The organism is Pseudobacillus wudalianchiensis (assembly GCF_001685015.1).
Classification (GTDB): domain Bacteria; phylum Bacillota; class Bacilli; order Bacillales; family Domibacillaceae; genus Pseudobacillus; species Pseudobacillus wudalianchiensis.
Map to the genome: position 1 here is coordinate 51737 of NZ_MAYT01000005.1, position 19775 is coordinate 71511.

20 protein-coding genes and 1 pseudogene are annotated in these 19775 nt (G+C 42.0%); 19 read left to right on the forward strand and 2 right to left on the reverse strand.

All coding sequences use genetic code 11. From position 1 onward, the window contains the following. The first annotated feature begins 150 nt into the window (after window positions 1-150). From A8F95_RS06415 to A8F95_RS06505, 19 genes and pseudogenes are all read left to right on the forward strand, one after another. Window positions 151-1611 carry a sensor histidine kinase gene (locus A8F95_RS06415; protein ID WP_065409793.1) on the forward strand — a complete coding sequence of 487 codons (1461 nt, stop codon included), beginning with the start codon at window positions 151-153 and terminating at the stop codon, window positions 1609-1611. Continuing rightward, window positions 1580-2155, forward strand: coding sequence for an ANTAR domain-containing response regulator (locus tag A8F95_RS06420; protein ID WP_065409794.1), 576 nt, complete (start codon window positions 1580-1582; stop codon window positions 2153-2155). Before A8F95_RS06415 ends, A8F95_RS06420 begins: the two co-directional genes overlap by 32 nt. A 116-nt stretch (window positions 2156-2271) precedes the next feature. Beyond that, window positions 2272-3570, forward strand: a complete 1299-nt coding sequence (eutH, locus tag A8F95_RS06425) for an ethanolamine utilization protein EutH (protein ID WP_065409795.1) — start codon at window positions 2272-2274, stop codon at window positions 3568-3570. Then, a complete protein-coding gene (gene eutS, locus A8F95_RS06430; protein ID WP_065409796.1) occupies window positions 3567-3908 on the forward strand; it encodes an ethanolamine utilization microcompartment protein EutS in 342 nt (113 codons plus the stop codon). Before eutH ends, eutS begins: the two co-directional genes overlap by 4 nt. Window positions 3909-3921: 13 nt before the next feature. Then, window positions 3922-4416, forward strand: coding sequence for a EutP/PduV family microcompartment system protein (locus A8F95_RS06435; protein WP_065409797.1), 495 nt, complete (start codon window positions 3922-3924; stop codon window positions 4414-4416). Between the two features lie 144 nt (window positions 4417-4560). Continuing rightward, window positions 4561-6006 carry an ethanolamine ammonia-lyase reactivating factor EutA gene (locus A8F95_RS06440; RefSeq protein WP_065409798.1) on the forward strand — a complete coding sequence of 482 codons (1446 nt, stop codon included), beginning with the start codon at window positions 4561-4563 and terminating at the stop codon, window positions 6004-6006. 37 nt (window positions 6007-6043) lie between these two features. Further along, a complete protein-coding gene (locus tag A8F95_RS06445) occupies window positions 6044-7390 on the forward strand; it encodes an ethanolamine ammonia-lyase subunit EutB (RefSeq protein ID WP_095407453.1) in 1347 nt (448 codons plus the stop codon). Window positions 7391-7401: 11 nt separating this feature from the next. Continuing rightward, the gene (gene eutC / locus A8F95_RS06450; protein WP_065409800.1) at window positions 7402-8355 is read left to right on the forward strand and encodes an ethanolamine ammonia-lyase subunit EutC; all 954 of its coding nucleotides are present in this window, start codon (window positions 7402-7404) and stop codon (window positions 8353-8355) included. Window positions 8356-8370: 15 nt separating this feature from the next. After that, window positions 8371-9024: an ethanolamine utilization microcompartment protein EutL gene (gene eutL, locus A8F95_RS06455; protein WP_065409801.1), complete on the forward strand. Its 654-nt coding sequence runs from the start codon at window positions 8371-8373 to the stop codon at window positions 9022-9024. A 38-nt stretch (window positions 9025-9062) separates the two neighbouring features. Continuing rightward, window positions 9063-10592 carry an aldehyde dehydrogenase family protein gene (locus A8F95_RS06460; RefSeq protein ID WP_065409802.1) on the forward strand — a complete coding sequence of 510 codons (1530 nt, stop codon included), beginning with the start codon at window positions 9063-9065 and terminating at the stop codon, window positions 10590-10592. Between the two features lie 19 nt (window positions 10593-10611). Further along, window positions 10612-10908, forward strand: a complete 297-nt coding sequence (eutM, locus tag A8F95_RS06465) for an ethanolamine utilization microcompartment protein EutM (RefSeq protein WP_049661841.1) — start codon at window positions 10612-10614, stop codon at window positions 10906-10908. A gap of 32 nt (window positions 10909-10940) precedes the next feature. Beyond that, window positions 10941-11570, forward strand: a pseudogene (gene pduL, locus A8F95_RS06470) (phosphate propanoyltransferase); the annotation flags it as partial. 237 nt (window positions 11571-11807) lie between these two features. Continuing rightward, entirely contained in the window at window positions 11808-12080 is a 273-nt protein-coding gene (locus A8F95_RS06475) for a EutN/CcmL family microcompartment protein (RefSeq protein ID WP_049661843.1), read from the forward strand. A gap of 15 nt (window positions 12081-12095) precedes the next feature. Beyond that, window positions 12096-12485: a BMC domain-containing protein gene (locus A8F95_RS06480; protein ID WP_065409804.1), complete on the forward strand. Its 390-nt coding sequence runs from the start codon at window positions 12096-12098 to the stop codon at window positions 12483-12485. 20 nt (window positions 12486-12505) lie between these two features. Then, window positions 12506-13447, forward strand: coding sequence for a malate dehydrogenase (gene mdh, locus A8F95_RS06485; RefSeq protein ID WP_065409805.1), 942 nt, complete (start codon window positions 12506-12508; stop codon window positions 13445-13447). 160 nt (window positions 13448-13607) lie between these two features. After that, a complete protein-coding gene (locus tag A8F95_RS06490) occupies window positions 13608-13862 on the forward strand; it encodes a sporulation histidine kinase inhibitor Sda (RefSeq protein WP_065409806.1) in 255 nt (84 codons plus the stop codon). A gap of 202 nt (window positions 13863-14064) precedes the next feature. Continuing rightward, complete coding sequence (locus A8F95_RS06495) at window positions 14065-14505, forward strand: FAD-dependent oxidoreductase (protein ID WP_065409807.1); 441 nt, start codon at window positions 14065-14067, stop codon at window positions 14503-14505. Between the two features lie 1156 nt (window positions 14506-15661). Next, a complete protein-coding gene (locus tag A8F95_RS06500; protein ID WP_065409824.1) occupies window positions 15662-17113 on the forward strand; it encodes an amino acid permease in 1452 nt (483 codons plus the stop codon). A gap of 236 nt (window positions 17114-17349) precedes the next feature. After that, complete coding sequence (locus A8F95_RS06505; protein WP_065409808.1) at window positions 17350-18765, forward strand: PQQ-dependent sugar dehydrogenase; 1416 nt, start codon at window positions 17350-17352, stop codon at window positions 18763-18765. A gap of 220 nt (window positions 18766-18985) precedes the next feature. Here the strand turns inward: A8F95_RS06505 and A8F95_RS22040 are convergent, their stop codons facing one another. Together A8F95_RS22040 and A8F95_RS06510 are read right to left on the reverse strand one after the other, a co-directional pair. Continuing rightward, entirely contained in the window at window positions 18986-19168 is a 183-nt protein-coding gene (locus A8F95_RS22040) for a hypothetical protein (protein ID WP_141676235.1), read from the reverse strand. Window positions 19169-19189: 21 nt separating this feature from the next. Beyond that, on the reverse strand, window positions 19190-19753 hold the full coding sequence (locus A8F95_RS06510) for a hypothetical protein (RefSeq protein ID WP_065409809.1): 564 nt from the start codon (window positions 19751-19753) through the stop codon (window positions 19190-19192). Window positions 19754-19775: the final 22 nt, after the last annotated feature.

Here is a 19775-nt window from a genome sequence, read left to right on the forward strand (position 1 = left end):
AAATAAGTGGAAAAATCTATTTAGCTGATAGACAAATGAACCCTCAGTTTTTTACTTGAAAGATTGACACTGGTTCTGTTTCTAAATTATAATTTGGATAATTATTTGCAATTTTAAAAAGATTAATGAAGAATAGAGGGTTGTGGACTAGTGTTAAATTGTGCTCAAATTGACTCTTTGTGCCGGGAATATACTTCATTGGATAAACAAGAGATAGAGAAGATTAAGGAAGTTTCTAGACAACTTCAATTGATTGCCGATTTAACGGGGACCAATGTCTTTATAGATTGCCAGATAAAAGATTCTACCAATGCCATTGTCGTGGCGGAAGCTTCTCCTTCTACCGGTAAAACGCTTTATCACGAGCCGTATGTTGGAACAGTCGTGTATGAGCAATTTGAACCAAGCGTCTTTCTCTCTCTTCGAACAGGAAAAAGTGTTCTTTTTAATAAAGCAGTAACACAACGGGGTATTTTCGTTAAACAAAGTGTCACCCCCATTAAGAACGATAATGGTCAGGTAATTGGCATGCTTATTAAGGAAGAGAATGAACCAAGAGAGATGGAAAGAATGAAATCGCTTTCCCCGGCAACCGAAATGTTATGGGAATTATTTTTCTTTACTGACCATGAGCGGCCCGCTCTATCGGATATTATGAAAGAACATTTTATTTTGGTGGATGCCTCCACAAATATTGTCTATGCAAACCCATCGGCTAAAACTTTCATTGCCGAGGTGTACAACATAGACGGTTGTGAAGGAAAGCCTGCAGAGGAAGCACTGCCTTTTATTAAGCCGGTAATTCATTCTAATAAGGATCTGGTTATTGAAGAAATTCAGGTAGCTAAATTTTTTCTGGAAGTCAAAAAGGTGGATATTTATAAGCAGGATCAAGTAAAAGGCATGCTGATTCTAATCCGTGATGTCACAGATCTGCGTATGAAGGAAAGAGAGCTTGTTGTTAAATCTGTGGTAATCCGGGAAATTCACCACCGGGTGAAAAATAATTTGCAAGCAGTAGCCAGCTTGCTGCGGCTGCAGATCAGAAAAGGTGTATCTGAAGAAAGCCGGGGTTATTTAACGGATAGCTTAAACCGGGTCATGAGCATCGCCTCCGTTTATGAAATTATTTTAGCAAGCGACAATGTGGATAATGACGAGGTGGATATCGTCGGCCTATCTAATAAAATCGCACAAATGCTAATTCAAAACGGCGGGTGTGAGCAAACTGCGCTTGAATTGCGGTGTCATGGGGAGCAAATATTGGCTGATTCTAAAAAAGCAGTCTCCATTGCACTCGTAGTCAATGAACTTGTCCAAAATTCAATCAAACATGCATTTAAACATCGGTCCTCTGGGGTAATTGATGTGAGGTTTACGAGACAGGAAAGCGATGTCACTTTATCAGTGAGCGATAATGGGACAGGGATGAGAAAAGAAGTGAAGCGGTCGCTTGGATTAGATATCGTAAAAAACTTAATTGAACATGATTTATCCGGCGAATATTATATCGGATCTTCCTCAACCGGAACGACTGTCATCGTGTCATTTACATTAGAGCAGGAGGGAGTGAAGGAATATGAGGAAGCGGATTTTACTGGTGGAAGATGAGTCGCTGATCCGTTTAGACATTTCCTCCATTTTACAGGATAATGGATATGAAGTAGTAGGAGAAGCGGGCGACGGGGAGAAAGCAGTAGAGCTTGCCTTTGCGCTTAAGCCAGATTTAATCATTATGGACATTAAAATGCCTAAATTAAATGGGTTGAAAGCAGGGAAAATCATTTCCAGCAAGCTTGATGCCCCTATTATTTTAGTGACGGCTTATAGTCAGAAAGAGTTTGTAGAAAAGTCAAAGCAGGCCAATGTAGTGGCCTATCTTGTCAAACCGGTATCTGAGGCGAATTTGCTGCCAGCTGTCGAAGTGGCACTGAATCAGGCCGCTAAAATGAAATCAATGCAGGAAGCCGTTACAGCGGCGAATGAGCAGGTGGAAAAGCGAAAGCTCATCGAAAGAGCGAAAGGACTGCTTATAAAGAATCTGGCTGTTTCTGAAGAAGAAGCTTATCAGAAGATGAGAAAATTCAGCATGAAGCATCGGCTATCTATGAATCAGACAGCTGAGAAAGTGATTGCTAAATATAAAGAATCCTAAATAACAAGTGAATAGTAAGTAAGCACAGACGCTTAACGATGGTACAAAGCCACCGGGAGGAGTCTGTTTTTTTATTGCATTTTATACTTAAATTAATGAAAAAAGGAGAGGGTTATATGAGCATGATTGGCAATATTGTTGTGTATATCATTATGACATGTGCAGTTTTAGGAGCTTTTGCGGCGATCCGCAATCCTGAGGAAGGTCTAGGAAGGGAATTTATGAATGGCCTGCATACGGTCGGTCACATCTTTGTCCCGGCAGCGGGGATCATGGCGTCCATTCCATTTTTGTCACAGTTTATTGATTCAGTGATTGGACCGCTTTTTAACTCCGTCGGAGCTGATCCGGCCATTGCAGCTACCGCTATTTTAGCAACAGATATGGGCGGTTACCAATTAGCCAATGTATTAAAAGAAACATATGAAGGATGGATTATGGCCATGATTGTCGGCTATATGGCCGGTGCGACCATCGTGTTTTCGATTCCTATGGGACTGGCCATGCTGGACAAAAGAGATCACAAATACATGGCGCTAGGCGTGATGTCAGGTGTATTAACGATTCCGATTGGTGCATTCATTGCGAGTGTGTTAACTCTTTTATTTAATACGAAAGTGCGTAATGTCATTAATACAACGAGTGACTCAACATATGAGTTTGCTTTATCCTACGGCAAAATTATGGTGAATTTACTGCCGTTGCTTATTTTCGTAGTGGCGATTGCAGCAGGGCTGAAATTCTTCCCGAAAATGATGATTCAAGGCTTTATGATTTTTGGGAAAGTGATGGATGCAGCGATTAAGCTAGTGCTGGTCTTTTCGATTGTGGAGATTTTTACAGGAGCCTTCTCCAGTTTGTTTGGCGCATGGGGCTTCGATCCCATTATGGCGGATAAGAAAGACCAGTTCCGGGCCTTAGAAACAGCCGGCTATATTGGCATTATGCTGGCCGGTGCATTTCCAATGGTTTACTTGCTTCGTAAGTATGCGGCAAAACCGTTAGAGGCAGGGGGCAGAAAAATTGGTCTTAGTTCAACAGGGAGTGCCGGTCTTCTTGCTACCATTGCGAATATACTGGCTATGTTCCAGCTTGTTCGTTATATGAGGCCAAAAGATAAAGTTATTAACATTTCTTTTGCTGTCTGTGCAGCTTTTCTGTTGGGTGACCATTTATCCTTTACAGCTAATTTTCAGCCTAACCTAATTTTGCCTGTCCTCATTGGGAAGATTTCCGCAGGAGTTATTGCCATTGGTCTTGCTTACTGGCTGTCCGTGCCGACGGCTCTTCGGCTTGAAGAGGAAGATCGTGCAAATGGTACCATCCGTCCTGGGGAGTATTTAGAGGAAGGGGATCCTATAGCTGAAGAGAACATACAAGCACGAGAAACGGTACAAAAGGAGGTGCAAGGATGAGTGAAGAGAAACAGCGGTTTATTCAGGAATTCGTTCCTGGCAAGCAAATAACACTTAGTCATTTAATTGCCAATCCTGATCCGGATATGTATACAAAACTTGGCATTCAGGAAGCAGGGGCACTTGGAATATTGACACTGACTCCAAGTGAGACAGTCATTATTGCGGGAGACCTCGCTACAAAAGCAGCAAGTGTGTCGATTGGTTTTCTTGACCGTTTTACCGGAAGTTTGGTTATTGTCGGAAGCGTCTCGGAAGTGGAGATGGCCATGATTGAAATTAATCGTTTTCTTTCTGAGCAACTGGGCTATACCTCTTCGAAAATAACAAAATCATAAGGAGAGGCAGAACATGATGAATCGAGTTATGTTAATTGGTTCCATTGGAGCGGGCAAATCCACTTTAACCAATGCCTTGTTAGGCAAACAAGTAGAAGCAGTCAAGACACAGTCTCTTGTTTATCATGACTGGATTGTGGATACACCGGGCGAATATACAGAAAATCCCTTGTTTTATAAAAATATTATGGCAACAGCTTTAGAAGTCACACACGTTTTTTATATTCAGGATGCCACAGGGGACAAAATGGTGTTTCCCCCGGGATTTAGCTCTGGCATTCCGAAATTGTCGGTCGGTGTTGTGACAAAGGCTGATCATCCTGATGCCGATATAGAAAGAACCATCCAAAAATTAAAGCAAGCTGTAACGGACGGACCCATTGTAGTGACCTCGTCCATTACTGGCAAAGGAATTCAACTATTGCGGGACCTTGCTGCCTGTAATTCCTTACAGGAACTAAAAGAGTATGCAGCAGTACGTAGGCAGTATGATTTTATTTTTAGGTGAAAACCTTTACAAAATGATGTTTATTCGTTATATTTAGATTATTATATTTACAAAAGTATAGAAACAGGCAAAGGCGCCTCTGAGGAATTTGATGATAATCGATTCCCGGAGGCGTCTTTTTGCTTTTTAAGGTGGTGCAGAAGTGTGAAAAGCCTGGCATCCCGTGTGGAAACGTTATTAAGTGCCGGAATCGATATTGGTACGAGCACAACAAAATTGGTCATCAGCCGATTTTCACTCATGAATTTAGCCGGAGGAACACATGTACCAAGAATTGAAATCATTGACAAAGAAATTTTATATCGCAGCCCAATTTTTAGAACTCCGTTATTATCCGCCACAACGATTGATATGATTGCGGTCGATGATATCGTAAAAAGTGAATATGAGAAGGCAGGCGTGACGTCGGACCAAATCCAAACAGGAGCCGTTATTATTACGGGAGAAACGGCCACGAAGCAAAACGCAGAGGAAATGGTTCATCATTTATCCGAACATGCCGGAGGATTTTTAGTTGCTGCAGCAGGGCCGGATTTAGAAGGGATCATCGCAGCCAAGGGTTCTGGAGCTTATGGTTATTCTAAAAAAACAGGCAAGTCGGTGGCGAATGTCGATATCGGCGGTGGTACAGCGAATATTGCGGTGTACCAAGACGGCAGGCTGACTGGCACATGTACACTTCATGTAGGCGGTAGGCTCATTGAATTTGAAGATGAACAGATCAAAAGCATTTCTCCTCCTGTGGAAAAGCTTATCCGTCAGGAAGGCTGGACAGTGCAGATAGGTGATAGTAAATATCATCCGGACGTTCAGAAAATCACACGACGCATGGCCACAGTGATGGCAAATGTTTTATCAAAGTCAATGACAATGGAGGATGAAGTACTTTTATTAGGCCATCCTCCACAATGGAGTGGAGACGTTGACGTCATTGTTTTTTCAGGCGGCGTATCGGAATGTATTTATCAATTAGAAGAGGAAAATGCTTCTTTGGCTGTCTACGATGACATTGGGATAGAACTCGCCTCTGCGTTGAGACGGGAACCGGGTTTGCAGCACTATGAATGGAAAAAGCCAAATGAAACAGTCCGAGCAACGGTTCTCGGGGCCGGCACCCAAACGACAAATATTAGTGGAGCCACGATTCAGGTAGAGAGCAGCCAACTGCCACAGAAAAACCTGCCCGTCGTAGAGGTTTCGTTTGAATATGAAACCGCTGTAGGGCTGGCTAAATTGCAAAGCAGCGTAGAAGAAGCGATTGCGATTTATGATCCAGGGGGAGAAGGACAAAACTTTGTGCTTTATTTGACGGATATCCCCTATCTCAAGTTTAGGGATATCCAGTCGATTGCTAAAAAGCTAATTGCCTGTCGGCGACTAAAGCCCGATCCTCTTCAGCCATTTATTATTGTTTTACAGAGCGATCATGCGAAAGTTCTCGGGCAGACATTGCAGGCTTTGGAGCCAGAGCAGAGCATACTGTGCATTGATCAAATCGATATCGAGCAAGGGGGCTACATGGACATCGGCCAGGTTCTTCAGTCCGGAGTAGTGCCGGTAGTCATAAAAACCCTCACTTTTCACTCATAAAGCAAGGAGGAAGGCGGAGTTGAATCTTAAAACAACGATGGGCGGAACGACCTTTCAATTTAACGATTTGAAAGATCTTTTCGCAAAAGCAAATGAAGAAAAGTCCGGAGACCGTCTGGCTGGCATCGCCGCCGAAACGGTGCAAGAGCGAATTGCAGCTAAGTCGGTCTTAAGTGACATTACCTTAGCTGATATTCGCAATCACCCGCTCATTGAAGCAGAAAAAGATGAAGTATCTTTCATTATTGAAAAAGATATAAACGAACCTATTTACGAGCAGTTAAAAAATTGGTCCGTTGCTGAATTGCGTGAATACATTTTAGACAATGAGACGAGTGACCGAGACCTAAAACGTATTAGCCAAGGGTTAACGAGCGAAATGATCGCAGCAGTAGCAAAGCTGATGTCTAACCTTGACCTTGTTCATGCCGCCAGTAAAATCGAAATCTTGTCGACATGCAACATTACGATCGGGCAAAAAGGAACGCTTGCTTCAAGACTTCAACCCAATCATCCAACTGATAATGTAGAAGGGATGATCGCTTCATTGAAAGATGGTTTGTCCTATGGGGTTGGGGATGCGGTTATCGGCATTAATCCGGTCGATGATTCAGTAGAGAGTGTGAAGAGGCTCTTAGAAGCGAGCCACGAGTTTATTCAAGAATGGGCGATACCGACCCAAAATTGTGTATTAGCTCATGTAACCACTCAGATGAAAGCCGTTGAAAGAGGAGCACCGGCTGACATGATTTTTCAAAGTATTGCAGGTACAGAGAAAGCGAATCGTTCCTTTGGGATTTCTGCTCCGTTGCTTCACGAGGCAGCTGAGTTGGCGAAAAAATTTGGCACAAGCAGTGGCCCTGAACGTCTGTATTTCGAAACAGGCCAAGGTTCAGAGTTGTCTGCAGAAGCGCATTACGGAATAGATCAAATGACGCTAGAGGCTAGAAACTATGGATTTGCCAGGCACTACAACCCTTACATTGTGAACACCGTGGTCGGCTTTATTGGTCCGGAATATTTATACAATAGTAAGCAAGTCATTCGGGCTGGCCTTGAAGACCACTTCATGGGGAAAATGCATGGGTTGCCGATGGGAGTAGATATTTGCTACACGAACCATATTCGGGCAGATCAGAATGATATGGAAGACCTCGGAGTGCTGTTAACCGCTGCTGGAGTAAACTTTATTATTGCTACTCCAATGGGAGATGACTGTATGCTGAACTATCAGTCTATGAGCTACCACGATATTGCTACCCTGCGGCAAACGCTGGGGAAATCTCCTTCTCCAGAATTTGCTGAGTGGCTTGAGAAAATGGGCATTTGGGAAAATGGACGGCTCAGCAAATATGCTGGCGATCCAACACTATTTTCAAGATAGGAGGCTGAAACATGGAAAAAGAACTGATTGCTTCGATTACGAAGCTTGTGATAGAAAAACTTAACCAAGAGCAGCCGCCTAAAGAACCAGAAGTGGCTTTATGGAGCGCGTCCCCAAAGAACCCTGCACCCGTTGAGGCAACTGAACAGAATTTGGAACGGATTGAGCTTAAACCAGTTCGACAAGAAGCTATACAGAGAAAAGAACAGAAGACTCATCAATCCAGGACATGCAGTGATTCTTTGAAATTAGAAAAGAAGGAACAGCAACTGGAAGAGCTTCGTCAAAAAACACCTTCACGAATTGCGGTTGGCCGGGCCGGCAGCCGCCCTAAAACCAATACGTGGCTTCAGTTCCGTTACGATCATGCTGCGGCAGTTGATGCTGTATATGGGGAAGTATCTGCCGATGTACTGGAGAATCTCGGGGTTTTCACTGTCCATACCCGTGTGGAGGACAAAGAGGAGTACATCCGCCGCCCTGATCGCGGCCGCCAGCTGTCAGATGAATCGAGAAAAATTATTAAAGATCGGTGCCAAAATTCACCCACCGTCCAAGTGGTCATTTCTAATGGCTTGAGCGCGAAGGCTGTTGAAGCCAATATAGAAGACGTGTATCTATCTTTACAACAGTCGCTGAATAACTTAAAGATCGACATGGGGACTACTTTTTATGTCGATAAAGGCCGCGTGGCATTGATGGATGAGATTGGAGAAATTTTGACACCGGATGTGGTCATCATGTTAATCGGTGAACGACCGGGACTTGTCAGCGCTGAGTCACTAAGTGCGTATATGTGCTACAAGCCGAGAAAAGGAGTCATCGAAGCGGACCGGATGGTCGTCTCTAATATCCATAAAGGCGGTATTCCGCCGGTTGAAGCAGGAGCCTATCTTGGAACAATCGTTCAAAAAATTCTAAAATACCAGGCTAGCGGTGTATCGCTTGTTCAAAAAGAAAGCTAGAGAGGTGAATAACAGATGCCCTTACCTCATGTAAAAGCTGACATCCTCGCTATGCGGGTGATTCCAAATGTTGACCAAGGCTTGGCAGAAAAGTTGAAGTTGAAAGACAGCCATCGCAGTCTCGGAATGTTTACCGTAACAAGTGATGATGTCGGCTACACAGCACTTGATGAAGCGACAAAATATGCGGATGTCGATGTTGTGTATGCCAAATCGTTTTATGCAGGAGCCAATTACTCCTCGGGTCCGCTCTCAGGAGAGATGATAGGGATTATTGCGGGAGCAACACCTGAGCAAGTGAGAAGTGGATTGGAAGCCATAGAGACCATTGTTGAATCTGGGGCTTTTTTTGAAGCGTTAAATGAAGAAGGAAGCCATCTTTTATACGCTCACGTTGTTTCGAGGACCGGAAGCTATCTCTCTTCTCTGGCAGGAATCAAGGAAGGGGATTCGCTCGCCTATTTAATTGCTCCACCTCTCGAATCGGTTTATGGGCTGGATGCAGCCTTGAAAGCAGCAGACGTGGAGATTTGCCAGCTGTTCGAACCGCCGTCGGAAACCAACTATGGCGGGGGCTTGTTAACGGGAAGTCAATCAGCTTGCCAGGCAGCTGCGGATGCATTTCGTGAAACGATCATCGAATTGATAAAAGACCCGCTTCGTTATTAAGAGATGGAGCAGTATTAGTCTTAAAGGAGTGTGAAAGTATGACTGCAGTAATCGACCGCGATTTGCTTGCTATTCAGGAAATGCGGGAAGCAGTTAGAAAAGCCAAAGAAGCTCAACAGCGCTATCTGTCTTATTCGCAGGAGCAAGTGGACCACATTGTCAAAGCTGTCGCGGATGCTGCCTATGCAAAATCTTATGAACTGGCTGTTATGGCAGTAGAAGAAACCGGCATGGGCGTAGCAGAGCATAAAAAGATAAAGAATGAAGTAGGATCCAAAGCAGTATATGAATCTATTAAAGATGAAAAGACTGTCGGTATCGTTAGGGAAGACACAGAAAAGAAAATAGTAGAAATTGCCGCGCCTTTTGGAGTGGTAGCCGCTATTATTCCAACGACTAATCCAACATCCACTGCTTTTTTTAAGACATTAATTGCCTTGAAAACACGCAATGCAATTGTGGTGAGCCCGCATCCTTACGCTGTGAAATGCACCATTGAAGCATTGAAGGTTTGTGAAAAAGCGGCAGTGGAAGCAGGAGCCCCAGAAGGGTTAATCGGATGGCTGTCATATGCTTCTATGGAAGCGACGCAGTCCCTAATGAAGCATCCTGATGTCCATTTAATTTTGGCAACGGGGGGAGGCGGCTTAGTGAAGGCTGCGTACAGCTCCGGAAAACCAGCTTATGGTGTTGGGCCAGGAAACGTGCCTGTATACATCGAAAAAACAGCCAATATACAAAAGGCCGCTTCGATGATTGTAGACAGTAAGTCCTTTGATTATGGCACCATTTGCGCAACAGAGCAGGCCATCATCGTAGATAAAAACATTTTATCCATCACCTTGCAAGAGCTGAAGAAGAACGGAGCTTATTTACTGAATCAGGAAGAAAAGATTCGTATGGAAAAGGTCATTTCACCTGTACCTGGTAAAGTCAATCCTAAAATCGTTGGCAAAAGCCCAGCTTTTATCGCTAGTCTGGCTGGCATTGATATTGATGACTCGGTTCGTTTATTCGTTGCAGAGGAAACGAAAATCGGCAAAGATGTTCCGTTTTCCTTGGAAAAGCTTTCACCGATTTTTGCCTTATATACGGCAGAGAACAAGGATGAAGCAAAACAATTATGCAGCCGTCTACTCGATCTTGGCGGCCGGGGGCATAGTTTATCGATCCATACAGAAGATGACAAGGTGGCACGGGAATTTGCTGTTGAGATGCCGGTGTCCAGAATCTTAGTGAATACATTATCTTCAGTCGGAGCGGTCGGTGGTACGACAGGACTTGCACCATCCATGACACTTGGCTGCGGATCCTTCGGAGGGAACATCACCTCTGACAATATTACAGCCCGTCATTTGCTTAACATTAAACGGATGGCTTACGGCATCAAAGAAGTCAGTATTCCAAGAAAAGGAACATACCAGACATCATCCGATTTAAAAGTGAACAACACGGATACTGAACAGGTTGTTAAAAGCGTGATTGCTTCGATGGGAAAAAGCGGACAAGTTGATGTAAAGGAAGTAGCCGAGCTTGTAAATAAAGTAATTGAACAATATAGCAAATAAAAATTAGGAGGAATATAAAATGGCAAGAGAAATGACAGCATTAGGAATGATTGAAACAAAAGGATTAGTGGCATCAATTGAAGCAGCAGACGCAATGGTAAAAGCGGCAAGCGTTCACTTAGTTGGCAAAGTACATGTGGGCGGCGGAATTGTAACAGTATTAGTGCGTGGTGATGTTGGAGCAGTAAAAGCAGCGACAGATGCTGGAGCAGCAGCAGCTCAGCGTGTTGGAGAATTAAATTCTGTTCATGTTATCCCGCGTCCGCATAACGAATTAGAGTCCATCCTGCCAAAAGCACCTGAGTTTACAGAATAAGCAAAGAATCGTAAAAAGAGAGGTGAGCGCTTATGGAACCAGAATGGATTCAATCCATTGTGGAGGAAGTGGTCCGACAGTTAGGCAGGAAAGAGGCGGTGCAAAAGCCCAATCAGGTTCCTCTTGCTGTATCGGCCCGTCATGTTCATCTATCTGAACAGCACTTGGCTATTTTATTTGGCCAGTCTTATACATTAAAGAAGAAAAGCGATCTGTCGCAACCGAATCAATTTGCTGCAGAGGAAACGGTCATTTTATCAGGTCCGAAAGGCACGATTGAGCGCGTCCGCGTGCTCGGGCCTTCCCGGCATTTGACACAGGTAGAGGTGAGTCAGACGGATGCATTCAAATTAGGACTCACCCCACCTATTCGGCAATCCGGTGATATTAAGGGGTCTTCTCCAATAACAATCATCGGTCCCAAAGGCAGTGTTTACTTAAATGAAGGGTTAATTATTGCGCAGGCGCATATTCATATGGCTCCCGATGACGCTAGACGTTTCGGAGTAGAGGATGGCCAGTATGTTCAGGTTAGAGCAGAAACAGAACGTCCAATAACATTTGAAAGAGTTCGGATCCGTGTGTCGCCTTCCTACCGCCTTGAAATGCATATTGATACGGATGAGGCGAATTCCGGCTTTATCCGCACTGGACAGACAGGTGAAATCATTTCGGCAGGACAGACACAGTCTACTTGTCATTCCCCTGTTTTAATAGAAGAAAAGCAAACGATCATCCCGTTATTTGAAGGAAAGCTTTTATCACAGCATGAAGTGAAACAACTGGATGGACCGGTTATCCGTGTTGGAAAAACAACCATTGTTACACCGCTTGCCAAAGATACAGCGCGTGAATTAGGAAAGAAAATCGAAGTGATCGACGAGTAAGGCGGTGAGGAAATGCAAATGGGAACCGTTATTGGTAATGTGTGGGCAACGAGAAAAGAAGAAGGGCTGACCGGATTAAAGCTGTTATTTGTGCAGCCTATCCGCCCGGATGGGGCACCTGTCCATACGCCTATTATTGCAGCTGACAGAATTGGAGCAGGAATAGGAGATCAGGTCATTATTACAGAAGGCGGGTCAGCAAGGTTTATTATGCCGGATAACCCTCTTCCGATTGATGCCGTCATTATAGGAATTGTCGATTCCACGGAAATTGCACAACAGTAGAAAGAGGTGAAGAAGATGCCAAGGGCAATTGGAATGATTGAAACGCGCGGATTAATCGGCTCGATTGAAGCAGCAGACGCCATGTTAAAAGCAGCGAGCGTGGAACTGGTGAACCAGGAAAAAATTGATGGGGCACTTGTTACTGTTTTGGTAGAGGGAGATGTCGGAGCTGTCCAAGCGGCGGTTGAAGCAGGAAGAGAGGCAGCTAAGCGTGTCGGAGAGTTAGTTTCTGCTCATGTGATTCCTCGTATTGATGAGGAGACCTATACGATTGTTCAAAAGCCAAAACAGCTGACTCAAACATCTGCAGCAGAGGAGAAACAAACTGCCAAGGCCGCAACGGCTTCTAATCGCTCAAATCGAAAAAAAACGGATCAAATGCCCAAAGAGGGAGAAGAACAGTAAGTTAGAAAGGAGCAAGCTCAATGGCATTTAAGCGACCGAAGATTGCTGTGATCGGGGCAGGATTTACCGGCGCAACGACGGCTCTACTGCTTGCCCAAAAAGATTTGGGGGATATTGTTCTAGTAGATACACCAGAGCAAAGCAATCCTACGAAAGGAAAAGCACTAGATCTGCTTGAAGCAGGGCCGGTACAAAAATTTAATGCACGGATTAAAGGAACGGCTGACTATGGAGACATCCAAGGGGCAGATATGGTGATCATTACGGCTGGCATTGCCCGAAAACCGGGAATGAGCCGTGATGATCTTGTTTCAACGAACGCCAAAATCATGCGTTCCATTTCAGAGAAGGTGAAAGACTATGCCCCGGATAGTTTCATTTTAGTATTAAGTAATCCAGTCGATGCGATGACATATGTCTGCTATCAAACAACTAAATTCCCCAAAAACCGGGTTATCGGACAGTCAGGAGTACTCGATACAGCCAGGTTCAACACGTTTGTTGCGGAAGAACTAGGAGTTTCTGTAGAAGATATTTCCGGATTTGTTCTCGGCGGACATGGAGATGATATGGTTCCTCTTGTTCGTTATTCGTATGCAGGCGGAATTCCCTTAGAAAAGATTATCCCGAGCGACCGGCTTGAAGCAATCGTGAAAAGAACGAGAAAAGGCGGAGGCGAAATCGTCAACCTGCTAGGGAATGGAAGTGCCTATTATGCTCCAGCAGCAGCCCTCGTTGAAATGGCGGAAGCCATCATCCGAGATAAAAAAAGAATCCTGCCATCTATTGCCTTTCTTGAGGGAGAGTACGGTTATCAGGGCTTATACTTAGGTGTCCCGACCATCCTTGGAGGAGAGGGAATTGAAAGTATTATTGAATTGCCGCTTACTGTTGAAGAGAAGAAAGCGCTTGACAGGTCTGTCAATTCGGTTAGACAAGTGATGGAAATATTACAAAATTAAGCGTAGTTCATAATTCTCGTAAAGAATAAGTCTTGATTCGCCAACTGAAAAGCCACTCTTTCCAGCCAGGAATACCAACGGGGAAAGGGTGGCTTAAGTTTGTTATACACGTTTGTATGTAATTTATTGAGTTTTCAAATTTAAGGAGGATTTGTAGAGAATGGAACACTTAACAGATGAAATGCTAATTGATGCATATAAAAAAGCCGTAAAACTTGATAAAACACAAAAGCTGCCAGAAGGTTTTATAAATCTATTAGAAAAAGAAATGTATAAGAGAAATTTACTTTTAAACAATGATGAACACAGCTGCAAAGAGGAGCTAGCTCATTTACAACCAAAAAACCGTCTAGCATCTTCGGGTATAGGTGTTTTTTGGGGTGAAAATATATACACATCCTTAAACAGCCATTGAATAAAGACCACTTATAGATGGAATTTGAGCAGGGAGAGCAAGCTGGTATTTCAATTGCTTAATAATGACTCTCAAATATAGTTAGTTAATTTTAAAAAACTAGTGAAAAGATCTATTTTATAAAAACTTCAATATCTTTGGCTTTGAGTAAAAAGTATAAAATAAAAAGAGAATTGTTTTTATAAACGGTGCAATCATATAATTGTGTAAAAAAGGATTCGTATCAAGCTGGGTTGGATCTTTGCAAGAAATCCATGACGCTTCTCCTGAAACGGGTTCTGGTGCATTATTTGGTTTCCTTGGGACACCAGCAAAGGTACGCCAAGAACTCAGTGAGGAGGAAACTTTAAAATTGGTTATTGACCAATTGGAGAGGCTCTTTGGACCTGAAGCTCAAAATGTAAGGGCGATCCTTTATAAGGATTGGGCCAAGGATTCTGAAACGGCGGTTGAGAACGGCTTGGAGCCGCATAGAGACTTTCCGAGTTACGGACCACCAACAGAGGCAGGGATTTGGGAAAAGAAAGTTATTTTTGCCGGTACTGAGACTAATTCACAATTTGGTGGTCATCTGGAAGGGGCACTTCAGTCAGCTGAAACGGCAGTTTTTGAAATTCTGAATTTAAATAATCAGCCTTTATGAAATTGGGCTTTTCAATACAATAACTTCGGCAAAAGTATGAAGGTATGTGTGCTGGTGAAACAACGTTTAGTGCACTAGGAAATAGCAGAGCGCGGTCCGGCAATCTTGTTGCTATTCAAGGCATTAGTGGACTTGGGCACCTAGCTGTCCGATACACAAACGTCTCATTTTGCATTACGTATAAGCTATTGCATAAAAGAGGAAGGGTACATTACCCTTCCTCTTTTAAATTTTAATTTCAATGTTAACTAATGTCCATGATCTCACTTGAGCAATGATAGATAGCATACGCTTCAAGCAGAAATAAAGTCAATTAGAGCTAAAAGAAACTATTGTGAAAGACATTAGGGTTTTGTGTTTGAAGTGTTGAAGAGAGGGAGTCTAAATACAGGTTTAATAGCAGTAGAAACATTTTTAAAGTAAGAGACGCTAGAGGAATTAATTTTTTTAATAATGGACAGATGGAACGAAGGTGAATTCCCGTGATGAATGATTTTTTAATGGAGATTTTAGTAAAATTAGACGTTTATAAACCGTCCATTAATTAAAAAATTACTTTTTAAACCTTTTATGAAATAATAAGTAAAACTGATATGTCTAATATTTTTTCTAAATTACATAAAAACATATATAAAAATGCAAAAGGGTTTTGCAGTGTAGGAAAACTTTGCATTTTCAAGTGTACCATTACGTATTATTATAGTTTTTATATTAAATCTTGTTTGAAGATTTAAACGAGATAGATGAATTAGTCGAAAGGAGAAGGAGTTTATAAAGGAAAACAACAAGAGTGAAATATTCCATTTTCCGGTCTCACCATTCTATTAATTTTGTTCATATTGGTTATTGTATTTATTTTCTACTTCTTTTTTAAGAAGAGGTTTCTCTTCTTTCTTTACAGACCCGGAAAAATCAATAAAATATTGGCAATGTTACAAGGAACTTTCGCAACCTCATCTTGACTATTCCTTGTTTCACTACTAGGAATGAATGATCCTGATAGCCCAAAACATCAACGTTGTCCGCCTTATTTATAACAATGGAATAGTTTGAAAGCGTTTTTACCTAAAACCACTATTATTCAAAAAATCCAAGCTATTAATCAAGACAGCAAAGAAAGGATTGATACTGTATGCTAGCGCAAGAAAAAAACCACATGCCAGAGCCTTCACAGAAATTAAAAAGGGGCTTAAAAGCTCGGCATTTAACGATGATCTCTATTGGAGGATCTATTGGTACAGGACTGTTCCTTAGCAGTGGTGCAGCCATTCACACAGCTGGACCAGGCGGGGCTTTACTGGCTTATATTTTAGTGGGCGCGATGGTCTATTTTGTGATGACGAGTTTAGGAGAGATGGCCGCTTTTATGCCAACAAGTGGTTCGTTCAGTACGTATGGCACAAAATTCGTAGATCCAGCCTTTGGCTTCGCAATTGGATGGACGTACTGGTTTAACTGGGCGATGACGATTGCAGCTGAGTTATCTGCCTCGACGATGATCATGAAATTCTGGTTTCCCGACAGTCCATCATTGTTGTGGAGTGGTTCGTTCTTAGCTCTTATTTTTCTATTAAACTATTTATCTGTTAAAGGATATGGAGAAGGGGAATATTGGCTTTCCTTGATTAAGGTAAGTGCTATTATTATTTTCATTGTAGTTGGCGTACTGATGATTTTTGGTATTATGGGTGGAGAAGAAATAGGGTTTAAAAACTTTACCATGGGTGAAGCGCCTTTTTCGGGTGGTCTTTTGGGTGTTTTTATTGTTTTTATTGCAGCAGGTTTTTCCTTTCAAGGTACAGAGATTGTCGGTGTAGCAGCTGGTGAAAGCGAAGATCCGGCCAAAAATATTCCAAAAGCTATTAAAAGTGTATTCTGGAGAATTCTTCTCTTTTACGTATTAGCCATTCTTGTTATCGGCCTTATTATTCCTTATACACATCCAAATTTACAAAGTGATAATGTTATGGTTAGTCCATTCACTCTCATCTTTGAAAAAGCTGGAATCGCCTTTGCGGCTTCGCTTATGAATGCAGTTATTTTAACAGCTGTACTGTCAGCGGGGAACTCTAGTTTATATGCGTCAACTCGTATGCTGTATTCAATGGCTAAAGAAGGACAAGCCCCTCGTATTTTTGGGGAACTTAATAAACGCAGTGTACCTGTAGCTGGAATGCTTTTAACATGTGCAGTCGGTACGCTTGCCTTCTTGGCTTCTTTCTTTGGTGATGGGGTTGTCTACATTTGGTTAATGAATGCCATTGGTATTACAGGGTTTATATTCTGGCTCGGTATTTCAATCAGTCATTATCGTTTCCGTAAAGCCTTTATCGCTCAAGGTTATTCACTGGACAAATTACCGTATAGAGCAAAATGGTATCCAATTGGACCGATTTTTGCAATCGGGTGTGGTTTAGTTGTGATCATCGCCCAAAACTTCCAAGCTTTTATGAACGATAAAGTGGATTGGGGCAATGTAGTAGCTGCTTATTTAGGTATTCCGCTTTTCCTTTGCTTATGGTTCGGTTATAAATTTATCAAAAAAACAAAGTACGTTAAACTTGAAGAAATTGAGTTTGAATTTGATTACGAGAAAAAACATGATTAGACCGCTTTTCTGAACTTTCAATCGACCTGACAACATTCTATTTATGTTGTCAGGTTTTTTATTTTCTTGGCTTGAGAGGCATGTTGCTTTTTGTTGATCCTTTCATATTGTGAATCGATAATTTGGACATAAAAAGTGAAGGCTGCATGATGTACTTCGGCCCTGATTTGGTACTAATACAATAAATTTAATCATATTTTTATAAAAGAAAATAATAGAAGGGAGTGTGAAATTAGTTGAAAAAAGTGAAGGTTCGTTTACGACCCATTGTAAGTAAGATAAATTTACCTACTGTTTTGAAAACAACTATACTGCCTGGTGACTCAATGGAGAGGCTGTTTATTGCAACACAAGCAGGAGAAATCTTTTACATAGGAAACGAAATGTTAAGGACTTTTTTAGATATTCGCCCACGAATCATAAAGCTGGGTGTTTCTAGTGGTGGGTATGATGAACGGGGATTGCTAGGACTAGCGTTTCATCCTGACTTTTATTATAACGGTCTCTTTTATCTTCATTATTCGGTAGCTGGAACACAAGGACCCGGTGCTCTTTCTGAATCTTTTAAACCTAATCCGTGTAATCCTAAAACTTTAAATTCAAAGTGGATAAATAGAGAGGCTCAATATGATCATATTGATACAGTGGAAGAATGGATTTTACAATCGAACGGCCAACCTCAAAAACGACGAACATTACTTAACCTAAGAAGGCCATTTTTTAATCATAATGGTGTTAATAGCTTAAACTTCTCACCTGAAACAGGAAAACTTGTTTTAACAACCGGAGATGGTGGATCAGGCTATGATCCTTTTAACTTAAGTCAGGATGATATGGAGATAGCCGGTAAAATAATTGAAATTGATGTAGGGAAGGCTCCATTTATCTATAATCCACCCGTAGTTACACGTTTTAATGAACTTCCCGTACCTATTCAGGAATCGCTTACGGTAATGGCCAAAGGGGTTCGCAATATACCGGGCATTTCATATCAAAGATTTTATAATCAGTATATCAAATACGCAGGAAATGTCGGACAGGACTTGGCAGAATCGATTTTTTCATTTGGTTCTTATAAGCCTATACCGGTTACTCAGCTTGTTCAAGCTTCTTTAATGACATCTGAACCTGACCAAGAAGAATGCATAAACTTCGGTTGGCGAGGGTGGGAAGGTGCTTTTCCTACTTCGTTTATAAGGAGCTGCTCTGTAAATTCGACTTTGGAAGAGAAAATAATTGCTTATTACGATGAAGCAGTAAAAACTTCAGCGAGGCGTCTTCAGCCTTTAACCAGTTATTTTCATAAAGATCCCCGACCTGATAAGTTTGGAGGGACTGCACTGACAGGAGTCCAGCCATATATGGGTCAAGGAATCCCCGATTTAACGGGTAGCATTATATTTACCGATCTTGCCCGTCATAAAGAGTCTCCATCTTCTGTTAGAGGGGTGTTAGCTTATACAAGGGTAAGAACAGATTGTAAACCAGCTGATTTTAGCGTGATTGAAACCGATTATAATTTTGGAACTCAATCGGCTTATTATGTTAGTTTGGGAACGAATATGGATCAAACCAGCCTATATTTAGGGGTTTATGGCTCTATGAAGGTGACTGATTTTAACCAAGGTACTATTTTTGAAATTGTTCCATGATTTATAACTATAAAATTCGAATTAATATCAGATAAATCTCTTTATCGACTTTAATTGAATCTAAATATAAAACAAACGAGAGAGCAATCATTCTAGATGGTTCTTCTATCCCGATTTGTATACTCCTCTTAGGGGAGAAAGTTTTAAAATCCAAAATCTTTTTCCTGAAACAGTAAAGGCACAAATATGGACGAGTGCCATTCTCCTGTTAGCAATCCTGTTAGCGATCCTGCTTATCGCGAGAAGTTATGATTGAGAAATTTGACAGTGAGGCTTCCGATACGACCGGCGGCAAACCAGCACCACGAGTCGGCCGCCGAATATCCACCATAAATACAGAAACGAGAACAATGATATTTTTGCAATGAATAGAATGCGGCTTGCCGCAACGATGACTCTCCAAATGCCGGGTTGATTTGAAGAGTCAATAAGTTATAAAGGTCTTTAATTTTTTAAAAAAGAATAAAGCTATTTCAACCCACAGACAGTTATAAAGGAAAGAAAATAAAAAAATACTTCCTGCTGTAAGGAGTGAAAAAGAACTGGATACGGCTGGGCCAAGAACAGGAAAGGAGAAAACATATAGTAGAATCATAATGCCTATCGTTAAGAGAATAGCCCCAACAGAAATAATGATAAATCTCTTCTTAAAAAAAGAAAAAGCTATGCCTATACCAATCCCCATCAACCCTGTTGTAAAAGGAAAAACCATTAGTTCACTTGGAAACAGAATGAATAGCAGCAAGATCGTAAGAAAATAAGACATCACGCCCATCTGAAGGGAAAACATGGCACCAATCAAAATGGGTAAAGTGGCAAATGGGCTGATAAAATAACCGACCCCTGGTAAAACGCCGCCTGCTGCCTGAAGTGCAGCAGCTATACAGACGAGAAAAGCACCAAAAGCAAGCCTCATCGTTTTGGTATGTTTACGAAATTCTAATTGGGCAAATCGAACATCATCTGAGATTGACTTAAAAAAATACATACGTTCACCTCATTCATAATGG

Bases quoted from the DNA above. Each gene is read 5' to 3' on its own strand.
- A8F95_RS06420 (WP_065409794.1), top strand. From the start codon at position 1,580: ATGAGGAAGCGGATTTTACTGGTGGAAGATGAGTCGCTGATCCGTTTA.
- eutH (WP_065409795.1), top strand. From the start codon at position 2,272: ATGAGCATGATTGGCAATATTGTTGTGTATATCATTATGACATGTGCA.
- eutS (WP_065409796.1), top strand. From the start codon at position 3,567: ATGAGTGAAGAGAAACAGCGGTTTATTCAGGAATTCGTTCCTGGCAAG.
- A8F95_RS06435 (WP_065409797.1), top strand. From the start codon at position 3,922: ATGATGAATCGAGTTATGTTAATTGGTTCCATTGGAGCGGGCAAATCC.
- A8F95_RS06445 (WP_095407453.1), top strand. From the start codon at position 6,044: ATGGGCGGAACGACCTTTCAATTTAACGATTTGAAAGATCTTTTCGCA.
- eutC (WP_065409800.1), top strand. From the start codon at position 7,402: ATGGAAAAAGAACTGATTGCTTCGATTACGAAGCTTGTGATAGAAAAA.
- eutL (WP_065409801.1), top strand. From the start codon at position 8,371: ATGCCCTTACCTCATGTAAAAGCTGACATCCTCGCTATGCGGGTGATT.
- A8F95_RS06460 (WP_065409802.1), top strand. From the start codon at position 9,063: ATGACTGCAGTAATCGACCGCGATTTGCTTGCTATTCAGGAAATGCGG.
- eutM (WP_049661841.1), top strand. From the start codon at position 10,612: ATGGCAAGAGAAATGACAGCATTAGGAATGATTGAAACAAAAGGATTA.
- A8F95_RS06475 (WP_049661843.1), top strand. From the start codon at position 11,808: ATGCAAATGGGAACCGTTATTGGTAATGTGTGGGCAACGAGAAAAGAA.
- A8F95_RS06480 (WP_065409804.1), top strand. From the start codon at position 12,096: ATGCCAAGGGCAATTGGAATGATTGAAACGCGCGGATTAATCGGCTCG.
- mdh (WP_065409805.1), top strand. From the start codon at position 12,506: ATGGCATTTAAGCGACCGAAGATTGCTGTGATCGGGGCAGGATTTACC.
- A8F95_RS06490 (WP_065409806.1), top strand. From the start codon at position 13,608: ATGGAACACTTAACAGATGAAATGCTAATTGATGCATATAAAAAAGCC.
- A8F95_RS06500 (WP_065409824.1), top strand. From the start codon at position 15,662: ATGCCAGAGCCTTCACAGAAATTAAAAAGGGGCTTAAAAGCTCGGCAT.
- A8F95_RS06510 (WP_065409809.1), bottom strand. From the start codon at position 19,753: ATGTATTTTTTTAAGTCAATCTCAGATGATGTTCGATTTGCCCAATTA.